General features: G+C 69.1%; 9 protein-coding genes. 2 read left to right on the top strand and 7 right to left on the bottom strand.

The features are described from left to right. From IEY61_RS23790 to IEY61_RS23800, 3 genes are read right to left on the bottom strand one after another with little or no spacing between them, the layout of a single operon-like run. Positions 1 to 984, bottom strand: a complete 984-nt coding sequence (locus tag IEY61_RS23790) for an ABC transporter permease (protein WP_189048059.1) — start codon at positions 982 to 984, stop codon at positions 1 to 3. A gap of 1 nt (position 985) precedes the next feature. After that, on the bottom strand, positions 986 to 1,960 hold the full coding sequence (locus tag IEY61_RS23795) for an ABC transporter permease (RefSeq protein WP_189048061.1): 975 nt from the start codon (positions 1,958 to 1,960) through the stop codon (positions 986 to 988). After that, positions 1,957 to 3,465, bottom strand: a complete 1,509-nt coding sequence (locus tag IEY61_RS23800) for a sugar ABC transporter ATP-binding protein (protein ID WP_189048063.1) — start codon at positions 3,463 to 3,465, stop codon at positions 1,957 to 1,959. The genes IEY61_RS23795 and IEY61_RS23800 overlap by 4 nt, the downstream gene beginning before the upstream one ends. 463 nt (positions 3,466 to 3,928) lie before the next feature. On the opposite strand from IEY61_RS23800, the gene IEY61_RS23805 reads away from it, so the two are divergent. After that, complete coding sequence (locus tag IEY61_RS23805) at positions 3,929 to 7,492, top strand: ThuA domain-containing protein (protein WP_189048065.1); 3,564 nt, start codon at positions 3,929 to 3,931, stop codon at positions 7,490 to 7,492. Between the two features lie 82 nt (positions 7,493 to 7,574). Here IEY61_RS23805 and IEY61_RS23810 read toward each other — a convergent pair whose 3' ends face one another. Genes IEY61_RS23810 through IEY61_RS23825 form a run of 4 tightly spaced genes read right to left on the bottom strand, consistent with a single transcriptional unit; the run spans position 7,575 to position 11,886 of the window. Next, positions 7,575 to 8,810, bottom strand: a complete 1,236-nt coding sequence (locus tag IEY61_RS23810; protein ID WP_189048067.1) for a mandelate racemase/muconate lactonizing enzyme family protein — start codon at positions 8,808 to 8,810, stop codon at positions 7,575 to 7,577. 1 nt (position 8,811) lies between these two features. Beyond that, positions 8,812 to 9,639, bottom strand: coding sequence for a carbohydrate ABC transporter permease (locus IEY61_RS23815; RefSeq protein ID WP_189048069.1), 828 nt, complete (start codon positions 9,637 to 9,639; stop codon positions 8,812 to 8,814). Beyond that, positions 9,639 to 10,610 carry a carbohydrate ABC transporter permease gene (locus IEY61_RS23820; RefSeq protein WP_189048071.1) on the bottom strand — a complete coding sequence of 324 codons (972 nt, stop codon included), beginning with the start codon at positions 10,608 to 10,610 and terminating at the stop codon, positions 9,639 to 9,641. The genes IEY61_RS23815 and IEY61_RS23820 overlap by 1 nt, the downstream gene beginning before the upstream one ends. Before the next feature lie 10 nt (positions 10,611 to 10,620). Next, positions 10,621 to 11,886, bottom strand: a complete 1,266-nt coding sequence (locus IEY61_RS23825; protein WP_189048073.1) for an ABC transporter substrate-binding protein — start codon at positions 11,884 to 11,886, stop codon at positions 10,621 to 10,623. Positions 11,887 to 12,037: 151 nt separating this feature from the next. Between IEY61_RS23825 and IEY61_RS23830 the strand changes: the two genes are divergently transcribed. Beyond that, positions 12,038 to 12,808 (top strand): FadR/GntR family transcriptional regulator, encoded by a 771-nt coding sequence (locus IEY61_RS23830; protein ID WP_189048074.1) that lies wholly within the window; start codon positions 12,038 to 12,040, stop codon positions 12,806 to 12,808. Positions 12,809 to 12,839 lie beyond the last annotated feature (31 nt).

A 12,839-nucleotide genomic window follows, 5' to 3' on the forward strand; every position in this document is an offset into this window, starting at 1 on the left:
TTATCTGGACGAGGAGCGCGGTGCCGAAACCGCCACGGCGAGCAGGATGATCGCGCCCTGGACGGTCGATCTGAGGGCGCCGGAGACGCCGTAGAAGTTCATGAGGGCAAACAGGAGTTCGAGGCTCAGCGCGCCGAGCATCGCGCCGACGACCGAGCCACGACCACCGCCCAGCGCGACCCCACCGAGGACGACCGCGGTGATCGCACCGAACTCCAGGCCGGCGCCGGCCTGGAACGACACTCCGCTGTACCCGCCGATCAGGATCGCCGCCACCGCGGCCGCGACTCCACTGAGGACGAACGCGATGGTCCGGTGCCGCCAGACGCGTACCCCGCTCAGCTCGGCGGTGCGCGGGTTGTCGCCGACGGCGATCAGCGTCCGCCCGAAATCGGACCGCGCCACCAGCACGGCCAGCGCGGCGAACGCGAGCAGCACGATCAACGCGTACGGGACGCGGCCGAGCACCGGAACGTCCTCGAAGGCCCACCGGCCGAACCGACGGAACTCGTCGGAGAGCCCGCCCTTGGGGGCGCCGTCGGACCAGAGGTAGACCGCGCCGAGGAGGATCAGGAGCATGCCGAGGGTGGTGATGAACGACGGGACCCGCAGGCGCGTCGTGATCAGGCCGTTGACCAGCCCGACGAGTGCTCCGAAGCCGAGCAGCAGCAGCACCACCGGCCAGGTGTGCGCCGGCTCGCTGTCGATGAGTCGGGCGGCGACGACCACCTGCGCGGTGACCAGGGCGCCGACCGACAGGTCAAACTCGCCGGAGACGATCACGAAGTACTGGCCGGCGGCGAGCAGGATGATCGGCGCCGACCGGCCGAGGAAGGACATCAACGACGGCGGGGCGAAGAAGTCGGGCTGCCGGACGGCGACGAGGATCAGCAGCACCGCGAGCAGCGCGATGATCGGCACGAGGCCGCCGGGACGTACCCGCAGCAGCCGCAGCGGCAGCGGAGGGCGCTGGACGGTCTGCATGTCAGACCGCCCCCTTGCGCAGGGCCCGGCGGGCGTAGACGGCGACCGCGGCGATGATGACGACACCCCGGATCACCTGCTTGAAGAAGGCGTCGACCTCGAGTTGGTTGAAGATGGCGTCGATGCTGGCGAGCAGCAGCACGCCGCCGACGGTGCCGAGGACGCCCCCGCGTCCGCCCGCGAGGGCGGTGCCGCCGATCACCACCGCGGCGATCGACTCAAGGTCGTAGAGGCCCTCGCTGCCCACCCGGGGCGCGCCCGAGCCGAGCCGGCTGGCGAGGTAGATCCCGGCGAGCCCGGCGCAGAGCGAGCACAGCACGTGGGCGGTGACGAGCACCCGGTCGTTGCGGACGCCGGAGAGCCGGGCGACCTCCGGATCACCGCCGACGGCGACCAGGTGGTGACCGAAGCGGGTCCGGGCCAGCGCCAACCAGACCACCCCGGCGACGGCGACCAGCAGCAGGAACGACAGCGGCACCGGACCGATGCGCTGGTAGCCGAGGGTTTGCACCAGCGCGGGCGAGGTGGCCCCGGCCGGTCCGTCGTAACCGTTGTCGAGGTATCCCTTGAGCAGTAGCCCGACGCCGAGGGTCGCGATGAACGCGTTGATCCGCAGCCGGGTGACGAGCAGGCCGTTGAACAGCCCGACAGCGGCGCTCACCGTGAGGGCCAGGCCGATCGCCGGCACCAGGGCCCCGTCGCTGCCGTTCATCGTCTCGGCCGCGACGAGGGTGCTGAGGCTGACCACGTAGGCCACGGACAGGTCGAGCGAACCGCCGAGGATGACCAGGGTCTGCCCCACCGCGACGAGCCCGAGCCCGGCGGCGACGTGCAGCAGACTCACCGTCGTCGACTGGTTGAACAACTGACCGCCGTCGATCAGCACGACCAGCCAGCCGATGGCGAGGGTGAGGGCCAGGGCGACGAACACGCCCGGTACGGCCCAGCGCGTCGGCCGGAAGGCAAGAGCCCTCACGCGGCCGCCTCCACCGAGCCGACCGCCAGGGCGACCACGTCCTTCTCGGTCGTGCCGGCGGGCAACTCACCGGCGATCCGGCCGTCCCGCATGACGATGATCCGGTCGCTCATCCCCAACAGCTCGGGCAGCTCAGACGAGATCATCAGAACCGCCGCGCCGTCGCGGGCGAGCCGGCGGACGAGATCGTGGATGGCCGACTTCGCGCCGACGTCGATGCCCCGGGTCGGCTCGTCGAAGAGCAGGATCCGCGGGCTGAGCATGAGCCATCGGGCCAGCACGACCTTCTGCTGGTTGCCGCCGGAGAGGAAGCGGATCTCCTGGTCGTCACCGGCGGCCCGGACCCGCACGGCGGCGAGCAGCTCGCGGATGCGGGTGGCCCGTGCGGCGCGGCCGGACCGCGCCGCGACGGCGGCCCGGCTGGCGAGCAGCGCGTTGTCGAGCACCGACTGCCGGGCGACGATCCCCTCGCCCTTGCGATCCTCGGTGACGTAGGCGACGCCGGCCCGTATCGCGGCGCGCGGCGAGCGCAGCCGCACCGGTACGCCGTCGAGCGTGACCTCGCCGGTCGTGAACGGCGCCGCCCCGAAGACCGCTCGGGCCAGCGCCGACCGCCCGGAGCCCTGGAGGCCGCCGACGCCGAGCACCTCGCCGCCCCGCAGCTCCAGGTCCACGTCGCGAAGCTTCCGGTTCCCCCCGCCACGGACGGTTAGCCGGGCCGGACCGAGGTCCGCGGGGTCGGCCCGGTCGGGGTAGTAGCTGGACAGCTCCCGGCCGACCATGTGCCGCACCAGTTCGTCGGCGGTGGTGTCCGCGGTACGCAGCGTGGTCATCCGGCGACCGTCCTTCAGCACCGTGATCCGGTCGGACAGGTCGAAGACCTCGGTGAGCCGGTGCGAGACGTACAACAGGCCGATGCCGCGCTGCTGGAGTCGGCGCACCAGCCCGTAGAGCAGTTCGACCTCGTGGTCGGCCAGCGCCGCGGTCGGCTCGTCCATGATGAGCAGTCGCGCGTCCAGGGCGAGCGCCTTGGCGATTTCGACGACCTGCTGCTGGGCGATGCCGAGGCGGCTCACTCGGGCGTCGGCGGGCAGGGCGCTCTCTCCGATCGAGGCGAGCAACTGTCGGGTGTGGTGGAGCATCTGCCGGCGGTCGACCAGGCCACGGCGTACCGGCTCGTGGCCGAGGTGCACGTTCTCCGCGACGGTGCGCTCCGGCAGCAGGGTGAACTCCTGGTGGATCATGCCGATGCCGGCCCGCTGCGCGTCGCGCGGGCCGCGGAACGCGCGCGGTTCGCCGGCGAACTCGATGCTGCCTCCGTCGGGGACGTGCACCCCCGAGATGATCTTCATGAGGGTGGACTTCCCGGCCCCGTTCTCACCGACGACGGCGTGCACCTCGCCGGGCGCGACGTCGAGGTCGATGCCGTCGAGGACGCGTACGCCGAGGAAGGCCTTGCCGATGCCGCGCAGGGCGAGCAGCGGCACCGGCGGTGGATCTGACATCGCAGGCAGCCCTTACAGGTAGTAGTCACCGACGAGATCCGTGCCCGCGCCGCCGAGCGGATCGAGGCGCTGCACGACGGAACATTCGCAGCTGGCTGCGAGGGTTGCGTTCTTATGGAGCAAACATTCGCTTGACATCAGCGAAACATCACACGTATGAAGATAGATGTTTCGATGATTCTTCGCAATGCTCAACCCGAGCAACCGTCAGCTCGCACCCCGACGGGCAGCGTCGGGCGAGCCAGCGAGATCAACCGCCATCATTCTCACCAGGAGTGACGTAGGACGTTTCCCTCAGGCATTGACAATTGTCAATATTCGCCCATCAACCACCACCGACCACGGGGATACGGACACGGCCTCCATCACGCTGTGTGACATCCCGCCGAACCGGCTGGCCGTCCTGGCGTGCCGTCGGGCCGTGGTCGCACTCCACCGTTGCCCGCCCGACCTAGGAGACGGCATGCGTCGCAAAACATTGATCATCGGAGTGATCGGGGGGCTGTTGCTCTCGCTCGCGCTCGTCCACCCGGCATCGGCCGCCCCGGCCTTCCGTGCCCTGCTGTTCACCAAGACCGCCGGCTACCGGCACGACTCGATACCCGCCGGGGTCTCGATGTTCCAGCAGCAGGCGGCCGCGAACAACTTCGAGCTGGTGCACAGCGAGGACTCGAACGTCTTCACCCCGGCCAACCTCGCCACCTTCGACGTCCTCATCATGTTCCAAACCTCGGGCATGGTGTGGACCTCGACGGCCCAACGCCAGGCGGTGGAGGGATACCTCGCCAGCGGCAAGGGCATCGTCGCCATCCACAACGCCACGGACATGGGCATCGAGGGCGAGTACCCGTGGTGGGACCAGACCGTGAACGGCGGGGCGCACATGCCCGAGCACTCCCCCGGCGTGCTGCCCGGCACCGCCATCGTCGCCGACAAGAAGCACCCGTCGACCGCCAGCCTGCCGGACCGCTGGAACCGCAGCGAGGAATGGTACAACTTCGACAAAAACCCCCGGGGCAGCGTGCACGTCCTGGTGACCGCCGACGAGCGGACGTACAACCCGGGTTCCCGGGCGATGGGTCCGGACCATCCGATCTCCTGGTGCCGCACGGCCGGCGGCGGTCGGGTCTGGAGCACCGCGATGGGCCATGCCGCCGAGTCCTACAGCGAGACCCACTTCCGCAACCACGTCCTCGGCGGAGTGAAGTGGGCCGCCGGCAACGAGCCCGGCGACTGCGGTGGCACGGTCTGGGGCAACTTCGAGAAGCGCACCCTCGACACCAACACGGTCGACCCGATGGCGCTGGCCGTGGCACCCGACGGTCGGGTGCTGTACATCCAACGCGGCGGCCAGGTCAAGATCTTCAAGCCGAGCACGAACAGCACGGTCACCGCCGGCACGCTCAGCGTTTACACCGGCGGCGAGGACGGCCTCACCGGCTTGGCGCTGGACCCGAACTTCGCGACCAACGGGTACGTGTACCTGTACCACTCGCCAGCCAGCAGCAGCACGGACGTGAACCGCGTCTCCCGCTACACGCTCAGCGGTGACACGCTGAACATGTCCAGCGGGGTCACCATCATCGACATCCCGGCGTACCGGGACCGGACGTTCCCGGAGCCCGGCCACACCGGCGGGTACATCGACTTCGGGCCGGACGGCAACCTCTACATCGGCACCGGTGACGACGTCGCACCGAACCTCGACCCCAACTGGCAGGGGTACGCCCCGCTGGACTGGCGGTCGGGCAAGCACATGCAGGACGCGGCGCGCACCGCCGGCAACACCAACGACCTACGCGGCAAGCTGCTACGCATCCGGCCCTCGGCCAGCGGTGGCTACACCATCCCAGCGGGCAACCTCTACCCCCAGGGCACGGCGCAGACCCGGCCGGAGGTCTACGCGATGGGCTTCCGCAACCCGTTCCGCTTCTCGATCGACCCGGCCAACGGCTGGGTCTACCTGGCCGACTACGGGCCCGACCGGAATCCGCCGACCACCAACCGCGGCCCTGAGGGCCTCGTCGAACTCAATGTGATCAAGACGCCGGGCAACTACGGCTGGCCGTTCTGCCACGGCGACAACCAGCCGTACGCGCCGTACAACCCGGACACCCGGGTGGTCGGCGCCAAGTTCAACTGCTCCGCACCGGTCAACAACTCCCCCAACAACACCGGCCTGACCAGTCTCCGTCCGGTGGTCGCGCCCAACCTGTGGTACGGCTACGGCACCTCGCCGACCTTCCCCGAGCTCGGCTCCGGCGGCTCGGGGCCGATGGGCGGACCCGTCTACCGCTACGACCCGGCCAACCCGTCGGCGACGAAGTTCCCGCCCTACTACGACGGCGTCCACTTCCTCTACGAGTGGACCCGCAACTACATCAAGGAGGTGCACTTCGACTCGGCGACCGCGGTGACCCGGACCAACCCGTTCATGTCCACCGCGCGGTTCAACAAGCCGATGGACCTCGAGTTCGGCCCGGACGGCTCGCTCTACCTGCTGGAATGGGGCACCAACTTCGGCGGCGGCAACAGCGACTCGGGTCTCTACCGGATCGACTACGTCCACGGCGGACGGTCTCCCATCGCCAAGGCCACCGGCACGCCCACCAGCGGCAACGCCCCGCTGACCGTGCAGTTCTCCAGCGCCGGGTCGATGGACCCCGACCCCGGTAACACGATCAGCTACCAGTGGACCTTCGGCGACGGCACCACCTCGACGGCGGCCAACCCGTCGAAGGTCTACACCGCCAACGGCAACTACACGGCCCAGTTGAAGGTCACCGACAACACCGGCAAGAGCGGCTTCGCCAACGTCCAGATCACCGTCGGCAACACCGCGCCGGTGGTCACCATCACCACCCCGGCCAACGGTGGCATGCTCACCTTCGGCGACCGGGTGTCATACCAGATCACCGTCACCGACCCCGGCGGCGCACCGATCGACTGCGCCAAGGTCTTCCTCAACCCCGCGCTGGGGCACGACGACCACGCGCACGAGACCACGGATTATCCCGGCTGCTCGGGCACCATTCCGACCGACCTGCTCGGCGGGCACCCGGACGGCGCGAACCTGTTCTACGTGCTCAACGCGCGGTACACCGACAACGGCGGCGCGGGCGGCGCGGCCCCGCTCACCGGCCACGCGCAGGCGATCCTGCAACCCAAGCAGAAGCAGGCCGAGTACTACAGCAGCCAGTCCGGCATCCGGATCGTCGACCAGGCCGGCGCGGAAAGCGGCAAGCGGGTCGGGGACATCTCCAACAACGACTGGGTGGCGTTCACCCCGATGAACCTGACCGGCATCACCAACGTCAGGTATCGGCTGTCCTCGCCGTCCGGCGGCGGCACCATCGAGCTGCGCGCCGGCTCGCCGACCGGCACACTGCTGGCCACCACACCGGTACCGAGCACCGGCGGCTGGGACAACTACCAGTCCACGTCCCCGGTGAACGTCACCGCACTCGCCGGGACCCACACCCTGTACATGGTGTTCAAGGGGAGCTCGAACAACTGGTTCGACCTCGACTCGTTCACCTTCGGCGGGGCCGGCGTCGGCCAGCCGGGTGATCCTGGGAACCCCCCGGGTGACGGGGTGGCCGGCAAGACGTGGACCCTGACCGCGCAGCACAGCGGCAAGCTGATGGACGTCAGCGGCGTCTCCACCGCCGACGGCGCCCAGATCCATCAGTGGGCGGCCACCGGCGGCAACAACCAGAAGTGGCAGGCGGTCGATGCCGGCGGCGGCGCCGTCTACCTGAAGGCGGTGCACAGCGGCAAGTGTGCGGAGATCACCGGCGGCTCCACCAGCGCGGGTGCCTTCCTCCAGCAGGCCACCTGCAACAACGGTAACCAGCAGAAGTTCACCGCCACGGCGACCGGAACCTCCGGCGTGTACACGGTGAAGAGCGTGCTGAGCGGGCTCTGCCTGGACGTCAACAGCGCCGCCACCAGCGACGGGGCTCGGCTGTTGCAGTGGACCTGCCACAGCGGCACCAACCAGCAGTGGCGGTTCAGCCCCGCCTGACGACCCGCGGCCGGCACCAGCCGGTGACGGTCCGGTCGGGACCGGCGTCCGACGAGTCGGACGCCGGTCCCGACCCCTGTTCTCAGTGCCGCGCTGTCGGCGACACCTCATGGCTGTTGCGCGGTGGTCCGGCGGCCGCCGGGAAGGGCAGCCGCCGGGCGGGTACGACCCCGTCGGCCTGCGCCAACAGTCGCTGCCCGGCCCGCTCCGGCCGGACGTTCGGCCCGTCGGCCGGCTGCGCCTGCGGCTGCCGGGCCGCAGCACGGATGAGCTGCTCGTCGACCCGTACGCCGAGTCCGGGCGAGTCCCCGAGCACGAAGGCACCGTCCTCGACGTGCAGATCGATGGTGACGCCGACCGGTGGATGCAGGTCCTGCAACTCGCTGGTCAGATGGTTCGGCACGGAGGTCGCCGCGTGCAGCAGTCCGATCGGGCTGTTACCGATCGGGCTGACCGGCAGGTCGTGGGCGTGCGCCAGGGCGGACACCCGCAGGAAATGGGTGACTCCCCCGACCGCGGCCGTCTGGACGATGTCGACCGCGTCGGCGGCGATCAGCGGACGGTACTGCTCGAGCCCGGTGAGGTTCTCCCCGGTGGCAACTGACGCGCGGACACCCCGCCCGACGGTGGCGAGGCCTTCGGCGTCCCAGCGCCGGACGGGCTCCTCGATCCAGATCAGGTCCAGGGTGCGTTCGAGCTCCCAGATGTGCCGGACGGCCTGCTTGCGGGTCCATGCCTCGTTGACGTCGAGCATGAGACCCGGCCGCAGTCCGTGTCCGGCCTCGGTCAGGAGCTCCCTGACCAGGGTCAGGCGATGCCGGTCGCGCTCGATGTCGAGGCCGCCCTTGAGCTTGGCGGCCCGCAGCCCGTGCCGGGCATAGTCCTCGTACGCCGAGACGAGTTCGTCGTCGGTCAGCGCGATGTCCAGGCCGGACGCGTAGGCGGGGACCCGCCGGTCGCGTCCGCCCAGCAACCGCCACAGCGGCTGTCCGGCGGCCTGCGCCTTGATGTCCCACAGGGCGGTGTCGAGTGCCCCGATGGTGCCGAACACCGGGCCCCCGTGACCCGCCTTGAAGGTGTGCCGCAGCATGCGGTCGTACAGCGTCGTCACGGCCCGGGGGTCCTCGCCGTCGATCGCCGCGAAGATCCGCTCGATCTCGACGTGCGGTCCGATGCCGAATCCCGAGATCCCCGCGTCGGTGTCGACGATGACGATCGGCACCGGGACCATCCCGTCGGCGAAGACCCCGTTGGCGTCGCCGACGGGTCTTCCCCATTCCTGGACGGTGGTGAGTGTCCGATATCCGGTGATCCGCATGTCAGCCCTTCGTGGAGCCGGCGGCGACGCCGTCGGCGATCTGGCGCTGGAGAAAGAGGTAGACCACCAGGACCGGTATCGCGGCGATCAGGACTCCCGAGGCGAAGGTGGGGATGTCGTCGGAGTACTGCCCCCGCAGCGAGGTCACCCCGACCATGAGCGTCCGGTGCTCGGCCGAGGGCATCATCACCAGCGCCATGAGGACGTCGTTCCAGCAGAACAGCGTGTTGAGGATGCCGACCGACAACAGGGCCGGGGTGCCCAGCGGCAGCATGATCCGTCGGTACACGCCGTACACGCTGTTGCCGTCGATCCGGGCCGCGTCGATGATCTCTGACGGGATCATCTTGTAGTAGCTCGTCATCAGGAAGACGGTGAAGGGCAGAAACTGGGCCACGTAGACGAGAATCAACCCGGGGTACGTGTCGATGAGTGCGGTGTCGGCCATGATCCGGGCGAGCGGCACCATGACCACCTGGAACGGCACGAACAGTCCGGCGAGGCAGCCCAGGAAAAGTGCCGACGAACCGCGAAACCGAAGTTGGCTCAGGGCGAAGCCGGCCATCGACCCGAGCAGCAGCAACAGCACCACCGACAACGCCACCACGAGCAGGGAGTTGACGAAGTAGCGACTCATGCCGGCGCTGTTCCAGGCCGTGCTGATGTTGTCCCAACGCAGTGCGTCGGTGAGCGAGAACCGGTCGAGAATGTAATCGCGCCGGGTCTTCATCGCCACGTTGGCCGTGAACAGCAGTGGATAGATCGTCGCCAGCGCCAGCAGCGACATCGGAACGGCCAGCAGCCACCGGCTCAGCCGCATACCAGGCATCAGTCCTCCCTTCCCGCCCGCCTGAGCAGTTGGACCTGCAGCAACCCCACGACGAGCATGATCACGAAGAGCGCTGTCGAGGCGGCCGAGGCGAGGGCGGGCCGATTCATCTGGCCCTGCTGGATCCAGATGTAGTACTCCGGAAGGTAGGTGGATCCCTCCGGTCCGCCGCTGGTCATCACGTAGAGCAGGCCGAACATCGAGGTCAGCATCCCGACCATCGTGGTCACGAAGACGAAGGCGATGGTGCGCGACAGGCCCGGGACGATCACGTGCCGGATGACCTGGAACAGCGACGCCCCGTCCACCCGGGCCGCGTCCAGCAGCGCGGAGTCCAGGGTCGCGAACCCGGCGAGGAACACCACCAGGGCCATCCCGAAGGTCGCCCAGATGTGTACGCCAACCACCACGAACATCGCGATGTCGGGATTCCCGAGCCAGTCCACCGAACCGATGCCGACCGAGCCGAGGGCGGCGTTGAGCGGGCCGTCGAAGGCGAGCAGCAGATTGAAGATCGCGCCGACGATGACCGGGGAGAGCACCGCCGGGAAGAAGTAGACGCTGCGGTAGACCCGGTGACCGGGCACCCGCAGGTAGATGAAGGTCGCGAGCAGCCCGGGGATCGCCACCGCCACCGGCAGCAGCAGCACCAGGAGCCCGACGTTGCCCAGCGCGGTCCGGAACAGCGGATCGTCGACCAGCTCGAGGTAGTTGTCGAGGCCGACCGGTGTCCCGTTGCGCGCACCGTCGCCGGTGAAGGAGAAGTTGACCCCGAGCAGCAGCGGGTAGAGCCGCAGCAGCACGATGATCAGGATGGCCGGGGCAACCAGGACGTACGGGGCGAGCCGCTCGGTCCGCGAGCCACCACCGGCACGCCGGGACCGGCCGCCACGGCGGGCGGCTCCACTGGCCACCGCCCCGTCGGTCCGTCCGGCCTGAGCCGGACGGACCGACGGCTGCGCATTTCCCATCGGCACAGGTTCAGCCCGCCTGGTCGGAAGCGGCCAGCTGCTTCACCACCTCGTCGACGGTGGCCGAACCGCTGAGCAACTGCTGGGAGAGCCGACCCATCAGATCCAGGGTCTTCGAGGAGAGCGCCACATGCAGGGCGGGCTTGCCGCCCTTGATCTCGGCGACGATCGTGGCGACGGCCGGGCCACCCGCTGACACGTCGACCGTGGTGTCGGCGGCGATCGCGCCCGCGTCGGCGTAGAAGGCCTTGAGCGCGTCGGTCGAGGTCAGCGAGCGTACGAGGTCGGCGGCGACCTTGGGGTCCTTCGTCCACTTCGCGACGGCGTAACCGATACCGCCGTCGTAGGGCAGGCTCGGGGTGGTGCCGGCGGTGACCACCGGGGCGCTCATCACGCCGAGCTTGTCGGCCGTCAGGAACTCGTTGAAGTCCTTCCAGTGCCCGACGTCCGACATCAGGCCGATGACGTGGGCGGCCTTGCCGGACTGAAAGAGGGCGAAGGCGTCGTTGAACATCGCGGTCGAGTTGGCCCCGTCGTTGTTGAGACCCGCGTCGCCGGCCTCCTTCCAGAGCTGGAAGACGCGCTTGACCGCGGGGGAGCTCCAGTCGCGTTTCCCGGCGATCCAGTCGTCGTACTCCTGCGCGGTGAGGATGCCGGACCCCAGAGCCGAGAGCCAGAACTGGATACCGGCGCCCTCCTTGTTGCCGAGGGCGAAGCACTTGGCGCCGGCCTTGACGATGGCAGCGCAGTCGGCGAGGAACTTCTCCCAGGTCGTGGCCGGGCTCGCCGGGTCGAGCCCGGCCTTCTCGTAGAGCGTCTTGTTGTAGTAGATGGGATGCCCCTGAAGCGTCACCGGGCCGGCGTAAATCTTGCCGTCCCTGGTGAAGGCGTCCCAGCCGGCCAGCCGTTCCTTGTCCTCGGCCACGTACTCGTCCAGGGGCACCAACGCGTCCACCCGGTCGCGGATCTGGCCGCCACCGTTGAACAGCATGACGTCCGGTCCCTTACCGGACTGGATCGCCGCACCGAGCAGGGTGTAATACTGATCGAACGGTTGCGCGACGAACTCGACCGCGACGTCCGGGTGCTTCCTGGCGAAGTCGGCCTTGGCCTTTTCGATGTAGGGTGCGGCGGAAGGCTCACCCGACTTCCAGTCCCACACCACCAGCTTGCCCTCCGACCCCTTCGACGAAGAGCCTGGACCTGCGGCACTGCCACAGCCGGCCATGGCCAGTCCCAACACCAAAACGGCCGACCACACTGCTCGCTGTTTCATCGTTGGTCACCTCTGGAGAGTCACGTGGCTGACGGGCCTGGGGTCGACAGCCATCATTGCCGGAAACGTAACTCGTATGACGTGTGACGTCAATCCTCGCTCGTACACTGGCCCCTGGCGGGCACGCCGGACAAGGCCATTCGGAGGGGACATGACGGCATCGCAGCAGACGGGCTTGAGTGGCACACCGCCCCCGGCGTGGACCCGCCGGCCCGCCAACCTCGCCAGGGCGGTCACCGCCGAGCTGGTCGAGCGCATCGTGCGCGGGGTGCACGCACCCGGCACGCCGCTACCACCCGAGCCGATTCTCTGCGAGACCTTCTCGGTGAGCCGGACGGTCGTCCGGGAGGCGGTGAAGATCCTTCAGGAGAAGGGGCTGGTGCAGGTCCGCCAGGGCGCAGGCACCATGATCACTTCGCCGTCGAGCTGGGACATGCTCGACGAACTGGTGCTGGCGGCGACCATCGCCGAGGACGACGACCTGACAATTCTCGACGACCTCGTCGTCACCCGGCGGGTCCTCGAGTCCGACATGGCCAACGTCGCCGCGCGGGTGGCCGACGCACAGGTCATCGACCAGTTGCGCGCCTTGGTGGACCGGATGGACGAGCTGGTCGGCGATCATGTCGCCTACCACGAGCACGACCGGGCCTTCCACGACACAATCATGCAGGCGTCCGGGAACCGCATCGCTCGCGGCGTCGTCCGGGCGCTGGAAAGTCAGGTCGTCAACACCGCCCGCTACATGGGCCGGACCGAACGCTCGCTCTGCGTGGCGTCCAACCGCGGGCACCGGCGCATCTACGAACTCATCGCCGCCCACGACCCGGACGGCGCCGCCGAGGCGATGTTCACGCACATCACCGAGGCCTGGGTCGTGCGCCGCGGCGGATCAGGCGATCCGGTCCGGCTGCGACGGTGACAGATGACCGGGGGCGGGCCCTCGGTCCACC

Origin of the sequence: Micromonospora sonchi (assembly GCF_014646235.1) — a bacterium.
GTDB lineage: Bacteria > Actinomycetota > Actinomycetes > Mycobacteriales > Micromonosporaceae > Micromonospora > Micromonospora sonchi.